We start from the raw sequence: 21,368 nt of genomic DNA on the forward strand, positions 1-21,368 counted from the left end.
CGATCGCCAGTGACGATAGAGTCTCGAGCATGTACGAGTTACGTCATCTGGCGACGCTGGCCGCCGTCGCCGACGAGGGATCCTTCGGGCGGGCCGCGAGCCGGCTCGGGTACACGCAGTCGAGCGTGAGCCAGCAGATCGCGGTCCTCGAGAAGACGGCCGGCGGTCCGCTGTTCGACCGGCCGGGCGGGCCGAAGCCGGTCCGGATCACGCCGCTCGGCGCGGTCGTGCTGCGGCACGGCCGCGAGCTGCTGCGTCGCGCGGACGACATGCGCGACGGGATCGAGCGGTTCCGGGCCGGTGACAGCCGGATCGACATCGGCACCTTCCAGACCGTCTCGAACACCCTGCTGCCGCGGATGATCCGCGAGCTGCGGGACGCGCATCCGGGCTGCGACATCCGGCTGTTCGAGGAGGAGACCGACGACCCCGATCTCACCGGGCTCGACCTGATGTTCTTCGACGGCCGGACCGGTGACGCCATCGAGGATCTCAAGCTGCTGGACGACCCGTACGTCCTGGTGGCCCGCCCCGGCGACTTCCCGGCCGGCCCGATCCCGCTCGAGAAGCTCGACGGGCTGCCGCTGGTCGCGCACCCCGCGATCTGCCACCAGGCCGTCGTCGAGGGCTTCCTGAACGCCCGCGGCATCCAGCCGCAGTTCGTGTTCCGCACCGAGGGCAACGAGGCGCTGCTCGCGATGGTCCGGGCCGGTCTCGGCGCCGCACTCGCGCCGCGTCTGGCCGTCCTCCGCGACGACGAGAGCCTGGCGCTGCACGAGCTCACACCAGAACTCCCGCCGCGGGAGATCTTCTTGCTGTGGCAGGCCGGCCGCACACACTCGCCGCTCGCGGCGCACGCGATCGAACTCGCAAGACGCGCGGCGGCCGACCTCACCGGTTAGCTGACCGTCAGCACCTTCGACGCCGTCTGCGTGCCCTGGTGGTCGGCGTCGGCGAGCCACACCACGCGGTAGGTGTAGGTGCCGCGGGCGGTCGGCTTGATGCTGAACGCGTACTTGCCGTTGGTCGTCAGCTTCCCGGTCGTCACGGCCACCCACGATGTGCCGGAGCGACGCTGCAGGTACGCCGTCGTCCCGGCGTGGGCCGGGTTCAGGTAGCCGTACAGCAGACTCGATCCGCCGAGCGTGATCGCCGCGGGCGTCAGGTACGCCGACATCGCCGGGTAGACCTGGACCAGCGCCGTGGCGCTCCGCGTCCCGAGCAGGCCGGCGCCACCGTTGTAGCCCCACATGTAGTACGTCGACACAGCCGGCTTCTGCGTCGTCGAGACGACCCCGTTGGCGTCGGTCGTGAACGACCCGACCGTCGACCACTTGGTCGCGTTCTTGGCCTTCGCGTACAGCACGACCGGCACGCCGGCCATCTTCGCCGCACCGTCCAGCCGCGAGGCGCCCATCGACAGGGTCACCGCACCGGTGTACATGATCGAGGCCGAACTCGCGCCGAATGTCGCCTTCGTCCCGACCAGCCGGACATCGACACCGGGGCTGATCTTGCCGGTGCTGTTCTTCACCCACACGCGATACGCGTAGCTGGCCGAGTTCGCGAGCCCGGTGTGCGTGAACAGGCTCGCCGTGCCGTTGTAGATCGGCGTACCCGCGGTCGGCAGCTGCGGCGGGGTCGAGCCCGACGCGGCCCGGACCATGATCTGCCCGAGCGTGACGTTGGCAGGCTGCGTCCAGCGCAATGTGGCGGCCGCGACCCCACCCGTGACGGTGAAGCTGGTCACCGGCGGCGGCGGAGCCGTCAGGTTCAGGTAGTCCTTGTCGATGTTCAGCGTCACGCCGCCGTTGGTCTCGGTGACGTTGTCGTACTGGTGAACGCGCTGGTGGTTGCTCCAGTACGTCGCCGGGATCGACATCGTGCCGGGCGTCCGGTTCCACTGCGCGACCCAGATGTTGTCGGGACGCGTGTACGCCGTGCTGGTGTACGCGGCGACCAGCGCCTTCGCGCCGGACGAGGCGCCGACGTACGCGCCGCCGAGGTACCCGCGCGCGTTCAGCTCCTGCGTCCAGCCGCTCAGGTACGAAACCACCGCCGCGTCACAGGCGGCCGTCGGCGTGTACGCCTCGATGTCGCTGTAGATCGCGCTCCGCTGGGCGAACCCGAGCGCCTGGGCGGCGGCGACCGCGTTGATCGCGGCGTTCTTGCCCTGGATCAGCGCGGTCGACGCCACCGAGGACATCCGGCTGGTGTAGGTCGTGCACGGCGCCTGCAGGCCGACGTCGATGAGCAGGAACTGCCAGCCCTTGCTCGCGTTCGTCGCGACCCAGCCGGACGTCAGGTTCGGCTGCGAACACGCCCGCAGGCCGCCGCTGATGTAGATGCCGACGCCCTGGTACTTCGGGCGCCAGGCGTCCATCGTGGCCTGCGACGGCGCCGTGCAGGCGTCGAAGCCCTCGCCCGCATAGTTGCCCGTCGCAACGATCGTCGGCGTGACCGCGGCCTGCTGGACGACCCGCGCCGACGACGTCTTCGTCACCACCCGGCCGGTCGCGAGCAGGTCGCTCGCGGTCCGCTCGGCGCCCGGCGCGTAGTACGCCGTCGCCAGTACGCCGGCGTCGGCGACCGCGCGACGCAGCAGGCCGTCGGTGGACGGCTGGTCCGTGGTCAGCGGCTCCAGGATCAGGCCGGTGCTGCGGCCGACGGCGTGCGCCGGGCAGTCGGCCTGCGCCGTGCTGTGACCGAGGTATACGGCCGGCTGGTCGAGCCGGACGCACGCGGACGGAGTCGCGGCCAGGTCGACGACCGGCCAACTGGCCGGCACGGTCACCTGATAGCCGCGGTAGGAGACGGTCTTCGTGTCTTCAGCGGTGGCCGGTGCGCCCGCGGCGACTCCGGCGACCAGGCCGAGGGCAAGTGCCAGCACCCCAGGTCTGAACAACCTCACAATATGCCCCAGTTCATCGATAGACGGTGCCCCCCAGTGAAGGCGAGCGCCGCTGTGCTGTCGAAGAGCTTCCGGCACTCGCCTCGATGCGCAGATGCTATCGGCGCTCAGGGACAACCTGTCCGGGGGCACGTTTTGGACCGATCGATCCATAACGTGCTATGCTCGGCGCCATGCCGAGACCGAGGACGTTCGACGAGGACCGCGCCGTGGACGCCGCGATGCGGGTGTTCTGGGAGTCGGGCTACGAGGCCACCTCGACCCAGGACCTCTGCGCCGCGACAGGGCTCGGCCGGAGCAGCATCTACAACACCTTCAGCAGCAAGCGCGACCTGTTCGACCGCGCCCTGCGGCGGTACGCCGAGCGCTTCACCGCCGCCCAGCTCGAGGTCATCCAGGACGCGACGGTCCCGATCCGCGAGCGGGTCCGGCGGATCCTGTGGACGGCGGTCGAGCCGGACCCCGACGAGCCGGCGGGCTGTTTCGTGATCAACACGATCGTCGAGCTCGGGCCGAAGGACGCCGAGATCGTCGAGCTCCTGGATCGCGACCACGAGGTCAAGCTCGTCGCGCTGACCACCGCCATCCGGGCGGCGCAGGCCACCGGCGAGGTCGACCCGGAGCAGGACGCGGCCGGTCTGGCGACGTACGTCTTCACCGTTCTCGGCGGCCTGCGCGTGGCCGCCCGCCGTGGCGCGACACCCGAGATCCAGCGGGTCGTCGTCGAGGCGACACTGCGCAGCTTCTGAACCACACCTCCCCCGGGCAGCTGTCCGCCCGCGTTTTGCACCGCTCATTCCAATTCCGAGAGGACTCCCATGCCTCGCGCTGTCTATCTGCTCGGCGTCGCGATCTTCGCCCAGGGCACGTCCGAGCTGATGCTCGCCGGTCTGCTCCCCGAGATCGCGACCGACCTGCACGTCTCGATCCCGGCCGCGGGTCTGCTGATCTCCGCGTTCGCGGTCGGCATGCTCGTCGGCGCCCCGATCCTGGCCGTCACCACCCTGCGCTGGTCCCGGCGCGCCGCGATGCTCGCCTTCCTGGCCGTCTTCGCGCTCACCCACGTCGCCGGCGCGCTCACCTCGTCGTACGGCGTCCTGCTCGCGACCCGGGTCGCGGGGGCCTTCGTGTACGCCGGGTTCTGGGCGGTCGCCTCGGTGACCGCGATCGAGCTCGCGGGGCCGCAGGCGCGGGCGAAGGCGATGAGCATCCTGGCCGGCGGACTCACCGTGGCCACGATCGTCGGGCTGCCCGCCGGGACGCTCCTCGGTCAGCACCTCGGCTGGCGCTCGGCGTTCTGGGCGGTTGCGGCCCTGTCGGCGGTCGCGATCGCCGGTGTCCTCACCACGATCCCGCGGGGCCGTGCGACGGAGACACCGCAACTGCGCCTCGAGCTGCGCAGCATGGCGAACCCGCAACTGTGGCTCGCGTACGGGACGACGGCGTTGTCGACGGGCGCGATCCTGGTGATCTTCAGCTACCTCGCACCCCTGCTGACCGAGACCACCGGGCTGTCCGCGACCTGGGTGCCGGTGATCCTCGCGCTGTACGGCGTCGGCGCGCTGATCGGGATCACGATCAGTGGACGGACCGCGGACCGGCGGCCGTTCGGCACGCTGATGGTCAGCCTGACCGGAGTGATCGGCGCCGCGGTCGTGGTCGCGCTCGCGACCGGTACGCCGTGGCTCGCCGTACCGGCGATCATCGGCGTCGGCACGTTCGGGTTCGCCACCAACCCGGCGGTGAACTCGCGGGTCTTCAGCGTCGCCGGTTCCGCGCCGACGCTGGCCGCGGCCTTCAACATCTCGGCCTTCAACGTCGGTATCACGGTCGGCCCCTGGCTCGGCGGCCTGGCGCTGGACGCGGGTGCGGGCTACTCCGCGGTCGGCTGGATCGGCGCCGCGCTCGGCGTCCTTGCCTTCGGCACCGTCCCGCTCGCCGTCCGGGCGGTGTCCAGGGGCGGGTCGCAGCGCGTTGTCCGGGCCGGGGCGCTCTAGGATTTCGCGGTGACTGATCTCGACCTGTTCGGCGACCTCGACACCGGCGCGCTCCCGGAGCGGCAGCAACGCATCCTGGTGGTGATCCGGGACTGGGTGACGCGGCACGGGTACCCGCCGAGCAGCCGGCAGATCGGCGACGCGGTCGGTTTGCGCTCCTCCTCGTCGGTGTCGAAGCACCTGGCCAGCCTGGAGGACAAGGGGTTCCTGCGCCGCAGCCCGTCGGTCTCCCGGCCGATCGACGTCCGGATGTTCCTGCAGGAGCCGGCCGCGCGGGCCACGGGTGACGAGAACGTACCGGTGCCGGTCGTCGGCGACATCGCGGCCGGCACGCCGATCTCCGCGGTCGAGCACGTCGACGACGTCCTCCAGCTGCCCCGCGGGCTGACCGGCCGTGGCACCGTGTTCGGGCTGCGCGTCCGCGGCGAGTCGATGATCGACGCGGCCATCTGCGACGGCGACATCGTCGTGGTCCGCCAGCAGTCCGAGGCGCACTCCGGCCAGATCGTCGCCGCGATGATCGACGAGGAGGCCACCGTCAAGGTCTACCGCCGCCGCAACGGCCACGTGTACCTGGAGCCCCGCAACCCGGCGTACGAGGTCATCGACGGCGACAACGCGACCGTCCTCGGCATCGTGGTCTCGGTCCTCCGGAGCGTCTAGGTCCTGTCTGGTAATCCAGCGCCGTCGCGAGGAGGTGCTCGGTGCGGTGCCTCGGCGTGCTGGGGCGAAGGCCTCGATGCGGATCCATCGTGGTCTTTGCTCCAGTGCGGCGAGGTGCCGTGCCGAGTGCCCCGCAGTAGGCGATGGATTACCAGACAGGACCTATCTCTTCTTCACACCGAACAGCTGCGCGACGCCCGGGACGGACGAGAGCAGCCAGGCGAGGATCGCGGAGACCGCGAAGGCGGTGGGCAGCAGTACGGCGTACTTCGGCCCGATGCCGGCGTCCCACGCGACGACGACGTAGGCGATCGCGAGAATCACCGGCTGATGCACGATGAAGTAGGGCATCGCGGCCCGGGCGAGCGTGGGCGGTAGCGGGCGCTGGACCGCGGATGCACGGAGACCGAGCCCGAGCACCGCGACCAGCCAGCCCCAGACCGCGAGTGTGATGAGCGGCGAGTACCACAGGTACGCCCACGAGTAGCCCGGGTCCGGCCACCAGCCGTCGAGGAAGTCGATGATGCCGGTGACGACGCCGAGCACGAAGGCGCCGGCACCGAGCAGCAGCCCCGGTACGGCGTCCCGGCGTACCGCTGCCAGCAGCCGCTCGTCCGACATCACCAGATAGCCGACGACGAAGAAGTCGAAGAAGAATACGAACTCGCCCCAGCCATGCTCCGGACCAGGCGCGGCGAGCAGCAGCAGATGGATCGGCACCAGCGGTACGGCGAGCAGCAGGATCGAACCGCGCCGCCGGCAGCGCCGCGCGATCCAGTCGGTCCTGCCGCGCAGCGCGAGGAACACCGGCAGGCCGAGCAGGGCGAACTGGATCAGGTAGACGAGGAACCACAGGTGGTACGTGTCGCGCAGCCACAGCGGCGCGTCGCCGCCGAGATCGCTGAAGAACGTCCGGACGTCATCGAGGAACGAGCCCGTCGAGCGTCCTTTGTGGTGCTCCTCGATGAAGTACTGCAACGGCGAGAGCAGCACGTAGGCGACGACGAACGGGACGAGTAGCCGTAGCGAGCGCTCCCTGAGGAACTGCGACGCGGTCCGCCACCGCAGAGCCAGCCGGACGGCGCAGCCGGAGATCATGAAGAAGAACGCGAGTCCCCACAGTCCCAGGAACGCGATCCCGATCGAGATGCCTTCGCTGGTCTCCGCGTTCTTCACATGCCAGTCGCCGTCGTCGAACGGCCGCAGCGTGTGGAACACGAACACCCCGAGCACCGCCAGCACCCGCAGCCAGTCGAGGAACCACAGCCGTTCACCCCGCCCCTCCACACGCATGGAGCAAGGATGCTGGGTCAGCGGGCCAGTCGCTCGTTGAGCAGCCCGAGCTGGGCCGGGTTGGTGGTCAGCTCCGCCGCGCGTCCGTCGGCTGCTCGGGCCTCGCTGTCGCGGCCGAGGTCGCGCAGCAGCTGGGCGCGGGACGCGTGGAACAACGGGTAATGCTCGAGATCGCTCACCAATCCGTCGAGTTCGGCCAGGGCGACAGCAGGCCCGCGAACGTATGAGAGCGCGATCGCCCGGTGCAGCCCGGCGACGGGTGTCGGCTGCAGCACGAGGAGCATGTCGTAGAGGACGAGGATCTGCGGCCAGTCCGTCTCGGACCAGACGTGCGCCTCGCTGTGGCAGGCGGCGATGGCGGCCTGCAGCTGGTACGGGCCGGGTGCGTGGTGGCGACGAGCCGTGCGCGTGAGGAGTGCGGTCGCATCGGCGATCGCCGCGTGGTCCCACAGCGTCCGGTCCTGGTCCTCGAGCAGGACGAGGTCGCCGTCCGGTGTGAAGCGCGCTGCGGTGCGGGCCCGGTGCAGGCGGATCAGGGCGAGCAAGCCGCCCACTTCGGGTTCGTTGGGCAGCAGACCGTGCAGCAGTGCGGTCAGCCATTCGGCGTCGTCGACGAGGTCCCGGGAGTGCACGCGGTCCGCCGTGCTCGACAGGTACCCCTCGTTGAAGAGCAAGTAGATCACCGTCAGTACCTCGTCGAGGCGCTCGGGCAGGTCGTCGTCGCGCGGGATGCGGTACGGGATGCCGGCGTCGGTGATCTTGCGCTTCGCCCGCGTGATCCGTTGCGCGACCGCGGACTCCGACGCCAGGAAGGCGGCCGCGATCTGGGCGGTCGTCAGGCCGCACACCACCCGCAGCGTGAGCGCGACCTGGGCCTCGCGTGCGAGCGCGGGGTGGCAACAGGTGAAGATCAGCCGCAACCTGTCGTCCGGCGGCGGCTGCAGCGGGGGCTCGAACGCGGCCAGCTTGGCGCGGTAGTTCTGTTGCCGACGCAGTACGTCGAGACCGCGCCGCTTCGCGACCGTGAACAACCAGGCGTCCGGCCGCTCCGGAATGCCCTCGACAGGCCAGCGCTTCAACGCGATCTCGACCGCGTCCTGGACCAGGTCCTCCGCGGCAGCGAAGTCGCCGAGCAGCGAGACGAGCGCACCGGCGAGCCGGCCGGCGTGGTCACGGACCACGCGGGCCAGCTCGTCCTCGGGTGTCGTCACATCTGCTCGACCGGCCGGATCTCGACCACCGGGCAGGCCGGCCAGGTCCGCACCATCCGCAGCGCCTCGTCCAGGTCCTCGACGTCGATCTCGGTGAACCCGGACACGACTTCCTTGCCCTCGATGAACGGCCCGTCGGTGGTCATCACGGTGCCGCCGTCCAACCGGACCGTGGTCGCGGTCTCCGGGCCCTGCAGCTTGGAGCCGCGGTCGGTGATCCTGTCCTTGTGGTCCTCGAACCACTGGTACACCCGCCGGTACGCCTCCTCCTGCTCGGCCGGCCCCAGCGCCGCGAACTCCTTCGCGAACTCCTCGGTCTCGATGAACATCAGCACGTACTTCACCCGCGCACCTCCTTCCCGACAGTCTTGCTCACGAAGCGGGCAGGGTGGCGTAGATATCGACACCGTTCCCGGACGGATCCGCCACGGTCGCGTAACGCATCCCCCACGGCGCGTCGAACGGCTCCTGCAGGCTCGGCACGCCGGCGGCGACGAGTTCGGCGTACGCCTTGTCGACCTCCGCGGGAGTGTCGTACTCGAAGGTCAGGAAGACCCGGCCGGTCGCCGGCGGCGTCCACCCGGCGGTGATCTTGCTCCGCGCCTCGTCGGTGTCGAGCATCAGGTGCAGGCCGTTCGGCAGGTCGCAGCCGGCGTGATCGTCCGGCATGTACTGGTCGCGCTCGAACTCCAGTCCGAAGCGGCGGTAGAACTCGATCGCGGCGCCGAGGTCGGACACGACGACGTCGATGATCTTCACGGTGGCAGGCACAGCAGTCTCCTCGTGGTGATGAACAGCGGTCACCCAGGAGACGATCGGCGGGCGCCGCGATCCGACACTCTGAGAGGGTGGGGGCATGAAACATCCGCTGTTCGCCCGGATCTACACGAAGGCGCGGCCGGCGCTCGACGAGCAGGGCGCCGCGGATCACCGTCGCCGGCTGCTGGCGGGCGCGGCGGGGCGGGTGATCGAGGTCGGTGCGGGCGACGGCGGCAACTTCAAGCACTACCCGCCGGAGGTGACCGGCGTGCTGGCCGTCGAGCCCGAGCCCTACCTGCGCGCTCAGGCCGGACGCGAGGCCGCGTCAGCGCCGGTCGACGTCCAGGTCGTCGAAGGTACGGCAGACCGTCTGCCGGCCCCTGACGCGTCGGCCGATGTCGTCGTGGTGTCGCTCGTCCTCTGCTCGGTGCCGGACCAACAGGTCGCGCTCGCCGAGGCCCGGCGGGTGCTACGCCCCGGCGGAGAGCTCAGGTTCTACGAACACGTCGCCGCCGAGCCAGGCACGCGCCTAGCCACCGTCCAACGGCTAGCCGACGCGACCCTGTGGCCCCTGTTCGTCGGCGGCTGCCACACCCACCGCGACACCGCGGCCGCCATCGCCGCGGCCGGCTTCGCCATCGAGGACCTGGACACCTCCCGCTTCCCCCCGGACCGCATCACCCCCGCCAGCCCCCACATCATCGGCCGCGCAGTCCTCAGGGCATGAGGTCCATGGCGGCGGTCCCGGACTCGAAGTTGGTCGGGACGGAGACCTGGTCGTGGACGACCAGCCACTGTCCGTCGATCTTCTGCCAGGCCGCGGTCCAGCGCAGCCAGTAGTCGATCTCGCCGCCGGGCTTCAGGACGGCGTTCATGTGGTTGAGGGAGTAGACGACGGCCAGGTCGCCGTCGACGAGGACTGTCAGGTCGCGGACCTCGTACTCCAGCGGGGTCTCGAAGACGGCGAAGACCCGCTCCCAGTTGGCCCACTTCTTCTCCGCGCCGAGGTGCCGCAGCGGCGGTTCGATGTCGAACGACACCAGGCCGGGCGCGAAGATGGTCCTGACGGCGTCCATGTCACCGGTCCGGACCGCGTCCAGGAGCACCTCGACGCGTTCACGGATCTCGACTTCGGATACAGCGTTCTGTGTAGTCATGTTCGGTACGACGAGGCGCCGCGGCGAACTGTCAGACCTCACACCGCGTGGGCCTGTTCCGTCGTACAGGGTATGGACGAGAGGACCGACATGAGTGAGCCCGGGCTGAGCGCGATCATGAGCGAGCGGCGGCAGCTGATCAACCTCGCCTACCGGCTGCTCGGCTCGCTGGCCGACGCCGAGGACGTGGTCCAGGAGACGTACGCGCGCTGGTACTCGATGACGGCCGACGAGCAGCGGGCGATCGAGAACCCGGCCGCCTGGCTGACCAAGGTGGCGAGCCGGATCTGCCTGGACCAGCTGCGGTCCGCGCGCGCCCGCCGCGAGCGGTACGTCGGCGAGTGGATCCCGGAGCCGCTGCCGGAGAGCGCCGAGTGGCAGACCGGCCAGAGCGGGACCGCCGACCCGGCCGACCGCGTCACGCTGGACGAGTCGGTGAACATGGCGTTCCTCGTCGTCCTCGACGCGATGACCCCGGCCGAGCGGGTCGCGTTCATCCTGCACGACGTGTTCCGCTACCCGTTCCCGGAGGTCGCCGAGATCGTCGGCCGGACCCCGGCCGCCTGCCGGCAGCTCGCCTCGTCGGCCCGCCGGCGGATCCGCGACGCCGAGCATCCGGCGGCGCCGTCGGCACGGCGGGCGGAACTGGTCCGCGAGTTCAAGGCGGCCTGGGAGGCGACCGACATCGCGACGCTCGTCACCCTGCTCGACCCCGAAGTCACCGCGGTCGCCGACGGCGGCGGCATCGTGGCCGCGTCGCTCGAGCCCGTCCACGGCGGCACCGACGTCGCACAGTACTTCGCCGACCTCCCGGTGTTCCGCCTCGGCAGGACGATCGTCGAGCGCACGGTCAACGGGCAGCCGGGCCTGGTGATCCAGTTCGAAGGTGTCATCGAGACCGTGATCGCCTTCGACATCGCCGACGAGCGGATCACGAACATCTGGGCGATCAGGAACCCGGAGAAGCTGAACCCCTGGCAGAGCTGACCAGCGTCATCACGGTCTCCTGGGCGCAGGCCTTGTTGACCCCGATCCCGCCGCGCGCGCCGCGTTTGATCCAGCCCGCCACGTAGTGACCGGGCCGGTCGACGACGGCGCCGCGGACGTTCGGGACGATGCCGCGGTCCGGGTCGAACGGCAGCCCGTCGACCGGCCGCCCCTCGAACCCGATCGCGGTGAACAGGTTGCCCGCCGCGATCGTCTCGCCGCTGTCGAGGACCAGGCCCTCGCCGGTCCAGGCCGTCGGCCAGGCGTGGTACCGGAACTCGACCCGGTCACCGACCGCGGCGCGCAACTCCTGGAAGGCGGACTGTGTGTACGCCGCCTCGTCCGGACCGCGTCGGCCCACCAGCACGACCTGCTTCACACCGCTCGCCGCGAGCATCCGCCGGACCTCGGGCGACACGTCCATGCCGCGGAGTTGTTCCTCGTCGCTCAGCAGCACGCGCGCCACATCCAGCGCGACATTCCCGTTGCCGACGACAACCGCCCGCGGGCCGACCAGGTCGGTCGGCGCCACCGCACCCGGCCGCCCGTTGTACCAGGCAACGAAATCCTCAGCCGTGCAGGCGCCGTCCTCGCCGGCGATCCCGAGCCGCCGGCTCCGGCGCGCACCGACGGCGTGCACCACCGCGTCGAACCCTCCGGACCGGCCGCTCCCCGGAGCGACCGCTTGCTTGTTCAGCAGGCTCGCGGCGTCCGTTCCCGGGCGCCACCGCACCCGGGGATGCTGGATGACGCGCTCGAAGGTCTCGATGATCTGCTTGGTGCGCGGGTGGTCCGGCGCGACGCCGTACCGGACCAGGCCGCCGACCGTGTCGAAACGGTCGGCGAGCGTGACCTCGGCCGTTGTCCGGAGCAACAGCTCGCGGGTCGCGTAGATCCCGGCCGGGCCCGCGCCGACCACCAGCACGCGACGCGGGCCGCCGCCCCAGACCTCGTACGACGGTGGTTCCCAGCTGTCCAGGTCCGTGGCCTCCAGCGGCTCGCGCTCCGCGAAGTACTCCGCATTGCGCCGCACGTCCTCCGGCGCCGCCTGGTCGGCCGGTTGCGCTGCGTCGACCGGGCAGATGTCGGCGCACGCGCCGCAGTCGATACACGTCCGCGGATCGATGAACAGACTCGCACCGGTCCCGAACCCGGGCTCACCCGGCGCCGGGTGGATGCTGTTCATCGGGCAGACCGCGACACAGCTCGCGTCCGAGCAGCACTCCCCCGAGATCGCGTAGCTCACAGCAGGCCGGTCCGCCGGTACACCCGGGCCGCGGCCGGCGTCAGCAGCCCCACCGACCCCAGGAAGTCCATCAGGTTCGCGCAACTCGTCCTGAGCAGCGACCGGTGATGCTCGTTGTGCCGCGCCTCCCGGACGGCACGGTCGGCGTCGAGTCCGACATTCACGTACACGTCGCGGCCCACCATGCTCGACACGATCATGTCGGCGGCGATCGCGATCACCAGCGCGCTCACCCAGCGCCGGCCGCGGCCCGCGCCGGCCAGCCGCTCGCGGGTCTCCTCGCGCGCGAACACCATGTGCCGCGACTCCTCGACCACGTGGATGTGGTTCACGGTGCGCACCAGCGGCTCGACCCGGCGGTCCCGCATCCAGTCGCGCTGCATCACGTCCAGCACTTCCTCGGCCACCAGGATCGCGGCGTACGCGGACTCGCCGGTGGCCACGGTCTTGAACATCCGGCCGAGCTCACGCGCGAGCAGCCGCGGCCGGTACGACGGCTCGACCATCCGCTCGGTCGCGCGGGCGAACATGATCGAGTGCCGGCACTCGTCTGCGATCTCGGTGAGCGCCCACTGGAACTCGGCGCTGCGGGCCGGCTTGTCGTACACGTCGCGCAGGATCAGCTGCTGCAGGATCAGCTCGAACCAGATCCCGGTCGTCGCCACCGACGCCGCCTCGTGCCGGGTCAGCTCCCGCCGCTGCGCATCGGTCAGCTCGTCCCAGAACGGCGTCGCGTAGAGCGTGCTCCACTCCGGCGACATTCCGTACCCGTCGCCGATCGGCGCGTCCCAGTCGATCTCCGTCTCCGGGTCCCGCGACAGCCGGCCCGCCGACCCCAGCAACCGCTCAGCGGTCTCGTTCATCGAGCACACCTCCGAGGGCGATATGACATCGTCTATGTAACATAACTGATGTCCCAAATCCTGTCGAGATTCCCAGCCGGTGTAACAGCCGCTACATTTGCTCCTGTGACGGATCGATGGCTGGTGCTGCTGGTGCGCATCCCGGCGGAGCCCTCCCGGCACCGCGTGGCGGTGTGGCGGGAGCTGCGGAAGGCCGGGGCCCTGTCGCTCGGGCAGGGCGTCTGGGCGGTGCCCCAGCTCCCCGTGTTCGAGGCCGCGATGCAGCGGACGGCCGAGTTGGTGGCCCGTGCGGACGGCGAGGTCACGGTGCTCGAGGCGGCCGGCCGGAGCGCCGACGACGCCGACCGGCTGCGCTGGCTGTACGACGAGGCGCGGCGCGCGGACTGGACCGAGTTCCTGGCGGACTGCACGAAGTTCGAGGACGAGCTCGCCAAGGAGATCCGGATCGAGAAGTTCACCCTCGCCGAGCTCGAGGAGGAGGAGCAGAGCCTCGAGCGACTCCGCCGCTGGCACCGCGACCTGACCGGCCGCGACGTGTTCGGTACGCCGGAATCCACGCAGGCGACCGCCCGGCTCAAGGACTGCGTCGCGCGCTGCGAGGAGTATGCCGAGCTCGTCTTCCGCGCGCTGCATCAGCTGCCGGGCAACGCGTGAGGAGGATGTGGCCGCTGTACGCGGCCGGGTTCACGACCGCGTTCGGGGCGCACGCGGTGGCGGCGAATCTCGGGGGATCCTCCGAGGATGCCGTCACTTCGTTGCTGACGCTCGGCCTGCTGCTCGCGTTGTACGACGGGGCGGAGGTGTTGCTGAAGCCGGTGTTCGGCACGATCGCCGACCGGATCGGCGCGCGGCCGATGCTGTTGTTCGGGCTCGCGGGTTTCGCCGTTGCGTCAGGGACGTATGTGCTCGTCGACCGGCCGGGGTGGTTGTGGGTCGCCCGCCTCGGCCAGGGTGCCGCGGCTTCGGCCTTCTCCCCCGCTGCCTCGGCGCTCGTGGCCCGGCTGAATCCTTCGGCCAAGCACGGACGCGCCTTCGGGAGCTACGGGTTCTACAAGAGCATCGGCTACACGGCCGGCCCGCTGCTCGGTGGCGGGCTGGTGTGGCTCGGCGGGTTCCGACTGCTGTTCGCGGTGATGACAGCTCTCGCCGCCGGCGTCGCGGGCTGGGCGCTGATCACCGTACCGGCCGTTCCGCCGTTGCCGCGGACCCGGCAGACCGTGCTGGACCTCGCGCGCCGGATCACCGATCCGCAGTTCCTCCGGCCGACCGTGGCGCTGGCCGCGGCGACGGCCGCCCTGTCCGTCGGCGTCGGGTTCCTGCCGGTGACCGGCGCCTCGGACGGCCTCGGCACCATCGCGACCGGAGCGGCAGTGTCGTTGCTCGCCGCGACCGCGGCCGTCGTGCAGCCTCGCAGCGGCCGGGCGCTCGACGCCGGCAGGCTGACGACGCGCACCGGCATCGCGCTCGGTCTGGTCCTGGCGGCGGCCGGCTTCGTGTGTGCGGCGCTGCCCGGTGTGGTGTTCCTCCTGATCGCAGCCGCGTTGATCGGTGCGGGGACGGGCGTGATCACACCGCTCGGCTTCGCGGCGCTGGCGGCGAGCACGCCGCCGGAGCGGCTCGGTCAGACCATGGGCACCGCCGAGCTCGGCCGTGAACTCGGCGATGCGGGCGGCCCGTTGCTCGTCGCCGCGATCGCGACCGTCGCCGTACTCGATGCCGGCTACCTCGCGCTCGCTGTGCTCCTGCTGCTGGTGCTGCTCATGCTCCGCCCGGCACGAAACTGAACAGACGCTGCCCGGTCACCAACGGCTCCGGTACGCCGGTGAAGCGGTGCACGCCGACACCGAAGCCGGCATCGCGGTCCGAGAGCCAGACCCGCTCGAAGCCACGCTGCTCGAACCACTCGCAGATCGTCGGCGCCAGGTCCGGATCCTCGCGGTGACGGGTCCAGATCACCGTGCCGCCGGTCCGGCAGAACTGCGGGCTCGCCTCGACGGTCCGCTTGATGTCAGCGTCGGAGATGTTGCCGAAGATCCCGCACAGCAGGACGAGTTCGGCCGGCACCAGCCCGGCGTACTGCTCGGTCAAGGACGCGTCGCCGGTGACCACCTCGACCTGGTCCGGCGCTCGCTCCCGGGCCGCGGCCGCCAGCTCCGGATCCAGCTCGACGAGCCGCGCACGCACGTCCGCCCGGCGCGGATGGTCCTCCAGTACGTCGAGGAGATCGCGGCCCTGTCCCGCACACAGGCTGACCACGGGCACCGGCCCGGCCGGAGCCCGGTCGAGCGCCGCGCGGACCTGCTCCTGCACGGCCTCCAGCCGCCGCGACAGTTCCGATCCCGGGACGTCGTACCTCGCATGCCACGCTCTCCAGTCCATGACGCGTAAGACTATGTAGACCTGAGGTCGGCCGCCGATCTGCGGATCTGTAACCTCACGGTGACGCAGAGGCAGGAACTTCCGGGCCTGATGGATAGTTGATCTTCAGGAGCACGCGCGCGATCAGAGGAGAGTCATGGCACGGCGAGTCGAACAGAAGGCTGCGGCCCGCGAGCGGATCGCGGCCCAGCTGGCCGCCCAGCAACAGGCGGAGCGACGACGGCGCCTCCTGCTCGCGGTCGGTGCGGTCGTCCTGGTCGTGGTGATCGTCGGCGGCCTGGTGACGATCCGCCTGGTCGGCGGCGGCAAGAAGACCGCGACCGGTCCGTCCGGTGCGGCCGGCTCGGGTCTGGTCACCGCGCTCTCCTCGATCCCGGACTCGGCGTTCGCGGCCGTCGGCAGCGAGGACGTGAAGGCCGCGCCGTCGGCGATCACCGCGCCGGCACTGACCGCTGGCGGAAAGCCGAAGGTGCTTTACATCGGCGCCGAGTTCTGCCCGTACTGCGCCGCGGAGCGGTGGCCGGTGACGGTCGCGCTGTCCCGGTTCGGGACGTTCAGCAACCTCGGCACCACCCACTCGGCGTCGGAGGACGTGTTCCCGAACACGGCGACGCTGTCGTTCCACGGTTCGACGTACACGAGTCAGTACCTGGCATTCACCGGCGTCGAGACGACCACCAACGAGATGGTCGGCAACGGGTACAAGCCGCTCGACACCCCGACCGCCGAGGACCAGAAGACGTTCGACACGTACAACAAGCCGCCGTACGTCGAGAGCGACGGGTCGATCCCGTTCATCGACCTGGGCGGCAAATTCGTCAACTCCGGCGCGACATACAGCCCGGAGGTGCTCGCCGGGAAGACGCAGGAGCAGATCGCCGACGCGCTGAAGGATCCGTCGACCCCGATCGCGAAGGCGGTCCTCGCGTCGGCCAACGTCTACACGGCGGCGATCTGCAAGCTGACGGACAACCAGCCCGCGAAGGTCTGCTCGACCGAGCCGGTGACCGCGGCGGCGGCGAAGCTCGGCAGCGCGAAGGGCTGAGTCGTGACCAGTACTGCGCAGCAGTCCGCCCGGACGTCGCTCGGCGTGCTCCCGTGGGCCACCCTGGCCGTCTCGGTCGCCGGGCTCGCGGTCGCGGCGTACCTCACCTACGAGCACTTCACCGCCGGTTCCACGCTCGCCTGCCCGGACACCGGGGTGGTGAACTGCGCCAAGGTGACCAGCAGCCAGTACTCGAAGCTGTTCGGGATCCCGGTCGCGCTGCTCGGCCTCGCCTTCTTCGCCGGCATGACCGCGCTGTCCGTGCCGCCGCTGTGGCGTACGTCGTCGCGGTGGCCGGGACGGCTGCGGCTGGCAGGCGTCCTGACCGGCGTCGTGTTCGTGTGCTACCTGATCTGGGCCGAGCTGTTCCGGATCAACGCGATCTGCCTGTGGTGCACGGTCGTGCACGCGCTGACGCTCGTCCTGTTCGGGCTCGTCATCGTCCGCCTGGCCCTGGTGCCGCCCGCATCATGAAATAACCCCTCCGGGGGTACCGGGACCGCATGCGATGGCTTCGACTACGGGCTTTGCTGCTGGCCAACCTGGCGCTGTTCTTCGGGTTCCTGGTCGGGCTGGCGTTCGTGGGTCACGCCCAGCAGAACTCCGAGCTCGCCGATCACGGACAGCCGCCGGAGAGCTTCGGGCAGTACGTCGGCTCGTCGTCGTTCGGCGAGGCGGTGTTCGAGAACTGGGAGTCCGAGTTCCTGCAGATGTTCATGTACGTGCTGCTCACGGCGTACCTGGTGCAGAAGGGTTCGGCGGAGTCCCGGCCGCTCGACGGGCCGGCGCCGCAGGACGAGGATCCCCGCGAGCATCGCCACGACCGGAACGCGCCCTGGCCGGTACGCCGCGGCTCGGAGCTGATCCTGCGCCTGTACGAGAACTCGCTGGCGATCGCGTTCGGGCTGGTGTTCGTGCTGTCACTGTGGTTGCACGCGGCAACCGGCGCCGCGACGTACAGCGAGGATCAGGAGCTGCACGGCCGGGCCGCGGTCACGACCTGGGAGTACCTCGGCACGAGCCAGTTCTGGTACGAGTCCCTGCAGAACTGGCAGAGTGAGTTCCTGGCCGTCGCCGCGATCATCGGCGGGTCGATCTACCTGCGGCAGCGGCGCTCGGCACAATCCAAGCCGGTCCATGCACCGCACTCCGAGACAGGTGACTGATGACCGCGGAGGAATGGGTTCCGCACGACGGCGGGATGCGCAAGCTGCGCGCACGTCTCCCCGACTGTCGCGGCTGCGACCTCTGGGAGGACGCCGAGCAGGCCGTCGCCGGCGAGGGCCCGGTGCGGGCACGGATGATGATGGTCGGTGAGACACCTGGCGACCACGAGGACAAGGAAGGCCATGTCTTCGTCGGCCCGGCGGGTCACCTGCTCGACAAGGCGCTCGTCGAGGCCGGGATCGCGCGGTCGGAGGTCTATCTGACCAATGCCGTGAAGCACTTCCGGTTCGAGCGGCAGGGCAAGCGGCGGATCCACAAAACGCCCGCGGCCGGTCAGATCAAGGCGTGCCATCCGTGGTTGCAGCGCGAACTCCAGATCGTGAAGCCGTCCCTGGTGGTCGTGATGGGATCGGTGGCGGCGAAGGCGCTGCTCGGCTCCACCTTCCGAGTCACGCAGGAGCGTGGCAAGAAGGTCGAGTTGCCGGGTGGGACGCCGGCGGTCGCGACCGTCCATCCGTCCGCGGTGGTGCGGTCCGACGAGTTCCGGCGCGACTTCGGGCGGTTCGTCGACGATCTGCGGGTCGCGGTCCGGCTGCTCGGCTAGCTAGGAGCTCGTGTAGGCGACCACGACGACGGATTCCACCACGTGGCCGTCGGTCCTGGTCTGCTGCTGGATGGGCATACCCGGCAGGCTGGTCGCGAACCAGAAGATCTCGTCGGTGCCGCCGTCGCGCACGGTGTAGCGCAGGCAGTCCAGCGCGCCGATCGCCGTCTCGATCCGCTCCGGCTCGATCGTCGTGACGCCGGCCGGGAACGAGGCGTGCCGCTGCAGGTCGAGCCAGGTCGCCCGCATCGCCTGCGGCTCGCCGAGCGAAGCGCCGTCCAGCGTCCGCCGGAAACGTTCGAGCGTGGCGCCGGCCTCGTCGCACTCGACGTACGTGCTGGTCAGCAGGAACGGCTCGGCCTCCGCCGACTCGACCCGTCGCGTGATCGACTTGCCCACCGCGGTCGCGGCCCGGATCTCGTCGGCCGTGAAGGGCGTCGGAGCGTGCCCGGGCTCCAGCACATGCGCATCCTCTGCCATCCGGCCTCCACAGGTAGCGACGGTGCCACTGAGGGCCACTGTAGAGGCCGGCCGCGGTTGAGTCGCGCTACTCCGCCGACCAGCGCCAGTTCCGGACCTCGGGCAGGTCCTCGCCGTACCGCGTGACGTACGCATGGTGACGGGTGCGCTGGTCGATGAAGTACTGCCGCGCCGACACCGCGCGGGACCCGAGCGACGGCACCCTGTCGATGACGTCCATCGCCAGGTGGTACCGGTCGAGGTTGTTGCGCACCACCATGTCGAACGGCGTGGTCGTCGTCCCCTCCTCGAGGTACCCGCGGACGTGCAGGTTCGCGTGGCCGTGCCGGCGGTAGGTGAGGCGGTGGATCAGCCATGGGTAGCCGTGGTAGGCGAAGATCACCGGCTTGTCCGTGGTGAACAGCGCGTCGAAGTCCCGGTCCGGCAGCCCGTGCGGATGCTCGGCGGCGTCCTGCAGCCGCATCAGGTCGACGACGTTCACGACCCGGATCCGCAGGTCCGGCACGTGCTCGCGGAGCAGGTCGACCGCGGCGAGCGTCTCCATCGTCGGCACGTCGCCCGCGCAGGCCATCACCACGTCCGGGTCGCCGCCATCGTTGCTGGCGAAGTCCCAGACCCCGACGCCGCGCGCGCAGTGCACGGCGGCCTCGTCCCAGTCCAGCCAGTTCGGCTGCGGTTGCTTGCCCGCGACAACGACGTTGATGTAGTTCCGGGTCCGCAGGCAGTGGTCCATCGTGGACAGCAGCGTGTTGGTGTCCGGCGGCAGGTAGACCCGGACCACCTCGGCCTTCTTGTTCACCACGTGGTCGATGAACCCCGGGTCCTGGTGCGAGAAGCCGTTGTGGTCCTGCCGCCAGACGTGCGAGGTGAGCAGGTAGTTCAGCGACGGGATCCGCCGCCGCCAGTCGAGGTGGTTGATCGTCTTCAGCCACTTCGCATGCTGGTTGACCATCGAGTCGACGATGTGAACGAACGCCTCGTACGACGAGAACAGACCGTGCCGCCCGGTGAGCAGGTACCCCTCCAACCAGCCCTGGCAGGTGTGTTCGCTGAGGATCTCCAGCACCCGGCCGTCCGGGCCCAGGTGGCGGTCGGTGTCCCGCCGCTCGGCGAGCCACAACTTGTCCGTCTCCTCGTAGACCGCGCCCAGCCGGTTCGACTCGGTCTCGTCCGGCCCGAACAGCCGCAGGTTGTCCGGGTTGCGCCGGAAGGCGTCCCGCAGGAACGTGCCGAAGACCTTCGTCGGCTCCCCGTCCTCGGCGCCCGGCGCCTTCACCGGTACGGCGTACTCCTCGACCGGCGGCAGTTCGAGGTCACGGCTCAGCAGGCCGCCGTTCGCGTGCGGGTTCGACCCCATCCGCAGCCGCTCCCCCGGCGCGAGCTCGAGCAGCTCCGGCACCGGACGGCCCTGCCCGTCGAACAGCTCCTCGGGCCGGTAGCTGCGGAGCCACGACTCCAGTTGCCGGAGATGGTCCTCGTCCGTCCGGACGCCGGACAGCGGCACCTGATGCGACCGCCAGGTGTCCTCGACCTGCTCACCGTCCACCGTCCGCGGGCCCGTCCATCCCTTCGGCGTCCGCAGGACGATCATCGGCCACGCGGGCCGCGGCGGCGCGTCCCCCGCCGATCGCGCCTCGCGCTGGATCTCGTCGATCCGGTCCAGGCACACGTCCAGGGTCGCCGCCAGCGCCTGGTGGACCGCGGCCGGCTCGGACCCCTCGACCAGGTACGGCTCGTACCCGTACCCCCGCATCAGCGCGGTCAGTTCCTCGTCGCCGATCCGCGCGAGCACCGCCGGGTTCGCGATCTTGTAGCCGTTCAGGTGCAGGATCGGCAGGACGGCGCCGTCGCGCGCCGGGTTCAGGAACTTGTTCGAGTGCCACGACGCCGCGAGCGGACCGGTCTCCGCCTCGCCGTCGCCGACCACACAGGTCACGACCAGGTCCGGGTTGTCCGCGGCCGCGCCGTACGCGTGACTCAGCGAGTAACCGAGCTCGCCGCCCTCGTTGATCGACCCCGGGACGTCGGCGGCGACGTGACTCGGGACACCTCCGGGGAACGAGAACTGCTTGAACAGCCGCCCCATCCCGGCCTCGTCCCGGGTGGTGTTCGGGTACGCCGAGGTCCAGCTGCCCTCCAGCCAGGTGTTCGCCACCAGCGCCGGCCCGCCGTGGCCGGGGCCGGTCACGAACAGCATCTCCCGGTCGCGCTGCCGGATCACCCGGTTGAGGTGCGCGTAGACCAGATTCAGGCCGGGCGTCGTCCCCCAGTGACCGAGCAGCCGCGGCTTGATGTGCTCGGGGCGCAGCGGCTCCCGGAGCAGCGGGTTGGCGAGCAGGTAGATCTGCCCGACGTACAGGTAGTTGGCCGCGCGCCAGTACGCGTCGATGCCCTGGAGTTCGTCGTCACGCAGTACCTCGGCCTCGATCCGCTCCACGGTCGCCCCTCGGGAATCGGAGAAGTTCTTCGGGCGTCCGCACTGGTACCCGGTGCCGGTCTGCAACATTCGGGAGAGTGCGGGTAGCATGGTTTCTCGATCGTGCACACAGGAGCGGTGCATTCTGAGCCGCGTTCCTGGAGGACCCTCTGACCGGCCCTCTGGACGA

At 70.3% G+C, this 21,368-nt stretch carries 23 protein-coding genes; 12 read left to right on the forward strand and 11 right to left on the reverse strand.

Annotated elements, in window-relative coordinates; genetic code table 11:
- The first annotated feature begins 29 nt into the window (after positions 1-29).
- Positions 30-902 (forward strand): LysR family transcriptional regulator, encoded by an 873-nt coding sequence (locus tag ABZW60_RS27140; RefSeq protein WP_355481388.1) that lies wholly within the window; start codon positions 30-32, stop codon positions 900-902.
- On the opposite strand, the gene ABZW60_RS27145 is transcribed toward ABZW60_RS27140, so the two are convergent.
- Positions 899-2,905: a DUF1906 domain-containing protein gene (locus tag ABZW60_RS27145; protein ID WP_355481390.1), complete on the reverse strand. Its 2,007-nt coding sequence runs from the start codon at positions 2,903-2,905 to the stop codon at positions 899-901. The two genes, ABZW60_RS27140 and ABZW60_RS27145, sit on opposite strands and share 4 nt — an antisense overlap.
- Positions 2,906-3,084: 179 nt before the next feature.
- Here ABZW60_RS27145 and ABZW60_RS27150 point away from each other — a divergent pair, with 179 nt between their 5' ends.
- The 3 genes from ABZW60_RS27150 to lexA all read left to right on the forward strand — a co-directional run bounded on the left by ABZW60_RS27150 (position 3,085) and on the right by lexA (position 5,571).
- Positions 3,085-3,660: a TetR/AcrR family transcriptional regulator gene (locus ABZW60_RS27150; RefSeq protein ID WP_355481392.1), complete on the forward strand. Its 576-nt coding sequence runs from the start codon at positions 3,085-3,087 to the stop codon at positions 3,658-3,660.
- A gap of 69 nt (positions 3,661-3,729) precedes the next feature.
- Positions 3,730-4,908, forward strand: coding sequence for a Cmx/CmrA family chloramphenicol efflux MFS transporter (locus ABZW60_RS27155; RefSeq protein WP_355481394.1), 1,179 nt, complete (start codon positions 3,730-3,732; stop codon positions 4,906-4,908).
- 9 nt (positions 4,909-4,917) lie between these two features.
- Positions 4,918-5,571, forward strand: a complete 654-nt coding sequence (gene lexA / locus ABZW60_RS27160) for a transcriptional repressor LexA (RefSeq protein WP_355481396.1) — start codon at positions 4,918-4,920, stop codon at positions 5,569-5,571.
- A 162-nt stretch (positions 5,572-5,733) separates the two neighbouring features.
- Here the strand turns inward: lexA and ABZW60_RS27165 are convergent, their stop codons facing one another.
- From ABZW60_RS27165 to ABZW60_RS27180, 4 genes are read right to left on the reverse strand one after another with little or no spacing between them, the layout of a single operon-like run.
- Complete coding sequence (locus ABZW60_RS27165) at positions 5,734-6,864, reverse strand: acyltransferase (RefSeq protein WP_355481397.1); 1,131 nt, start codon at positions 6,862-6,864, stop codon at positions 5,734-5,736.
- Between the two features lie 17 nt (positions 6,865-6,881).
- A complete protein-coding gene (locus ABZW60_RS27170) occupies positions 6,882-8,075 on the reverse strand; it encodes a DUF6596 domain-containing protein (RefSeq protein WP_355481399.1) in 1,194 nt (397 codons plus the stop codon).
- Positions 8,072-8,419 (reverse strand): YciI family protein, encoded by a 348-nt coding sequence (locus tag ABZW60_RS27175; RefSeq protein WP_355481401.1) that lies wholly within the window; start codon positions 8,417-8,419, stop codon positions 8,072-8,074. The genes ABZW60_RS27170 and ABZW60_RS27175 overlap by 4 nt, the downstream gene beginning before the upstream one ends.
- A 28-nt stretch (positions 8,420-8,447) precedes the next feature.
- Positions 8,448-8,846, reverse strand: coding sequence for a VOC family protein (locus ABZW60_RS27180; RefSeq protein WP_355481403.1), 399 nt, complete (start codon positions 8,844-8,846; stop codon positions 8,448-8,450).
- 85 nt (positions 8,847-8,931) lie between these two features.
- Here ABZW60_RS27180 and ABZW60_RS27185 point away from each other — a divergent pair, with 85 nt between their 5' ends.
- The gene (locus ABZW60_RS27185; protein WP_355481405.1) at positions 8,932-9,561 is read left to right on the forward strand and encodes a class I SAM-dependent methyltransferase; all 630 of its coding nucleotides are present in this window, start codon (positions 8,932-8,934) and stop codon (positions 9,559-9,561) included.
- On the opposite strand, the gene ABZW60_RS27190 is transcribed toward ABZW60_RS27185, so the two are convergent.
- On the reverse strand, positions 9,551-9,991 hold the full coding sequence (locus ABZW60_RS27190) for a nuclear transport factor 2 family protein (RefSeq protein WP_355481406.1): 441 nt from the start codon (positions 9,989-9,991) through the stop codon (positions 9,551-9,553). The genes ABZW60_RS27185 and ABZW60_RS27190 overlap by 11 nt on opposite strands.
- A 90-nt stretch (positions 9,992-10,081) precedes the next feature.
- Here ABZW60_RS27190 and sigJ point away from each other — a divergent pair, with 90 nt between their 5' ends.
- Positions 10,082-10,978: an RNA polymerase sigma factor SigJ gene (gene sigJ, locus ABZW60_RS27195; RefSeq protein ID WP_355481408.1), complete on the forward strand. Its 897-nt coding sequence runs from the start codon at positions 10,082-10,084 to the stop codon at positions 10,976-10,978.
- On the opposite strand, the gene ABZW60_RS27200 is transcribed toward sigJ, so the two are convergent.
- Both ABZW60_RS27200 and ABZW60_RS27205 read right to left on the reverse strand, forming a co-directional pair.
- On the reverse strand, positions 10,941-12,224 hold the full coding sequence (locus ABZW60_RS27200) for an FAD-dependent oxidoreductase (protein ID WP_355481410.1): 1,284 nt from the start codon (positions 12,222-12,224) through the stop codon (positions 10,941-10,943). The genes sigJ and ABZW60_RS27200 overlap by 38 nt on opposite strands.
- Complete coding sequence (locus ABZW60_RS27205) at positions 12,221-13,087, reverse strand: diiron oxygenase (protein WP_355481412.1); 867 nt, start codon at positions 13,085-13,087, stop codon at positions 12,221-12,223. Before ABZW60_RS27205 ends, ABZW60_RS27200 begins: the two co-directional genes overlap by 4 nt.
- A gap of 105 nt (positions 13,088-13,192) precedes the next feature.
- Between ABZW60_RS27205 and ABZW60_RS27210 the strand changes: the two genes are divergently transcribed.
- Together ABZW60_RS27210 and ABZW60_RS27215 are read left to right on the forward strand one after the other, a co-directional pair.
- Entirely contained in the window at positions 13,193-13,741 is a 549-nt protein-coding gene (locus ABZW60_RS27210; RefSeq protein WP_355481414.1) for a Chromate resistance protein ChrB, read from the forward strand.
- 5 nt (positions 13,742-13,746) lie between these two features.
- Complete coding sequence (locus ABZW60_RS27215) at positions 13,747-14,871, forward strand: MFS transporter (RefSeq protein WP_355481809.1); 1,125 nt, start codon at positions 13,747-13,749, stop codon at positions 14,869-14,871.
- Here ABZW60_RS27215 and ABZW60_RS27220 read toward each other — a convergent pair.
- Positions 14,846-15,466 carry an SAM-dependent methyltransferase gene (locus tag ABZW60_RS27220; RefSeq protein ID WP_355481416.1) on the reverse strand — a complete coding sequence of 207 codons (621 nt, stop codon included), beginning with the start codon at positions 15,464-15,466 and terminating at the stop codon, positions 14,846-14,848. The genes ABZW60_RS27215 and ABZW60_RS27220 overlap by 26 nt on opposite strands.
- Positions 15,467-15,602: 136 nt before the next feature.
- Here ABZW60_RS27220 and ABZW60_RS27225 point away from each other — a divergent pair, with 136 nt between their 5' ends.
- The 4 genes from ABZW60_RS27225 to ABZW60_RS27240 are packed head-to-tail and all read left to right on the forward strand — an operon-like array spanning position 15,603 to position 18,282.
- On the forward strand, positions 15,603-16,511 hold the full coding sequence (locus ABZW60_RS27225; protein ID WP_355481418.1) for a DUF929 family protein: 909 nt from the start codon (positions 15,603-15,605) through the stop codon (positions 16,509-16,511).
- Between the two features lie 3 nt (positions 16,512-16,514).
- Complete coding sequence (locus ABZW60_RS27230) at positions 16,515-16,985, forward strand: vitamin K epoxide reductase family protein (RefSeq protein WP_355481420.1); 471 nt, start codon at positions 16,515-16,517, stop codon at positions 16,983-16,985.
- Between the two features lie 29 nt (positions 16,986-17,014).
- A complete protein-coding gene (locus ABZW60_RS27235) occupies positions 17,015-17,677 on the forward strand; it encodes a DUF6766 family protein (RefSeq protein WP_355481421.1) in 663 nt (220 codons plus the stop codon).
- Positions 17,677-18,282 (forward strand): UdgX family uracil-DNA binding protein, encoded by a 606-nt coding sequence (locus ABZW60_RS27240; protein ID WP_355481423.1) that lies wholly within the window; start codon positions 17,677-17,679, stop codon positions 18,280-18,282. Before ABZW60_RS27235 ends, ABZW60_RS27240 begins: the two co-directional genes overlap by 1 nt.
- Here the strand turns inward: ABZW60_RS27240 and ABZW60_RS27245 are convergent, their stop codons facing one another.
- Positions 18,283-18,762 (reverse strand): hypothetical protein, encoded by a 480-nt coding sequence (locus ABZW60_RS27245; RefSeq protein ID WP_355481425.1) that lies wholly within the window; start codon positions 18,760-18,762, stop codon positions 18,283-18,285. It abuts the gene before it with no gap.
- A gap of 67 nt (positions 18,763-18,829) precedes the next feature.
- Entirely contained in the window at positions 18,830-21,268 is a 2,439-nt protein-coding gene (locus tag ABZW60_RS27250; RefSeq protein WP_355481427.1) for a phosphoketolase family protein, read from the reverse strand.
- Between the last annotated feature and the right edge of the window lie 100 nt (positions 21,269-21,368).

Source organism: Kribbella sp. NPDC003557 (assembly GCF_040610805.1).
Lineage (GTDB): Bacteria > Actinomycetota > Actinomycetes > Propionibacteriales > Kribbellaceae > Kribbella.

What these genes read in the sequence shown, in the direction of transcription:
- ABZW60_RS27220 (WP_355481416.1), bottom strand. Translation starts at nt 15,466, where the DNA reads ATGGACTGGAGAGCGTGGCATGCGAGGTACGACGTCCCGGGATCGGAA.
- ABZW60_RS27250 (WP_355481427.1), bottom strand. Translation starts at nt 21,268, where the DNA reads ATGTTGCAGACCGGCACCGGGTACCAGTGCGGACGCCCGAAGAACTTC.
- ABZW60_RS27245 (WP_355481425.1), bottom strand. Translation starts at nt 18,762, where the DNA reads ATGGCAGAGGATGCGCATGTGCTGGAGCCCGGGCACGCTCCGACGCCC.
- ABZW60_RS27205 (WP_355481412.1), bottom strand. Translation starts at nt 13,087, where the DNA reads ATGAACGAGACCGCTGAGCGGTTGCTGGGGTCGGCGGGCCGGCTGTCG.
- ABZW60_RS27155 (WP_355481394.1), top strand. Translation starts at nt 3,730, where the DNA reads ATGCCTCGCGCTGTCTATCTGCTCGGCGTCGCGATCTTCGCCCAGGGC.
- ABZW60_RS27190 (WP_355481406.1), bottom strand. Translation starts at nt 9,991, where the DNA reads ATGACTACACAGAACGCTGTATCCGAAGTCGAGATCCGTGAACGCGTC.
- sigJ (WP_355481408.1), top strand. Translation starts at nt 10,082, where the DNA reads ATGAGTGAGCCCGGGCTGAGCGCGATCATGAGCGAGCGGCGGCAGCTG.
- ABZW60_RS27150 (WP_355481392.1), top strand. Translation starts at nt 3,085, where the DNA reads ATGCCGAGACCGAGGACGTTCGACGAGGACCGCGCCGTGGACGCCGCG.
- ABZW60_RS27215 (WP_355481809.1), top strand. Translation starts at nt 13,747, where the DNA reads ATGTGGCCGCTGTACGCGGCCGGGTTCACGACCGCGTTCGGGGCGCAC.
- ABZW60_RS27240 (WP_355481423.1), top strand. Translation starts at nt 17,677, where the DNA reads ATGACCGCGGAGGAATGGGTTCCGCACGACGGCGGGATGCGCAAGCTG.
- ABZW60_RS27140 (WP_355481388.1), top strand. Translation starts at nt 30, where the DNA reads ATGTACGAGTTACGTCATCTGGCGACGCTGGCCGCCGTCGCCGACGAG.
- ABZW60_RS27235 (WP_355481421.1), top strand. Translation starts at nt 17,015, where the DNA reads ATGCGATGGCTTCGACTACGGGCTTTGCTGCTGGCCAACCTGGCGCTG.
- ABZW60_RS27185 (WP_355481405.1), top strand. Translation starts at nt 8,932, where the DNA reads ATGAAACATCCGCTGTTCGCCCGGATCTACACGAAGGCGCGGCCGGCG.
- ABZW60_RS27165 (WP_355481397.1), bottom strand. Translation starts at nt 6,864, where the DNA reads ATGCGTGTGGAGGGGCGGGGTGAACGGCTGTGGTTCCTCGACTGGCTG.
- ABZW60_RS27225 (WP_355481418.1), top strand. Translation starts at nt 15,603, where the DNA reads ATGGCACGGCGAGTCGAACAGAAGGCTGCGGCCCGCGAGCGGATCGCG.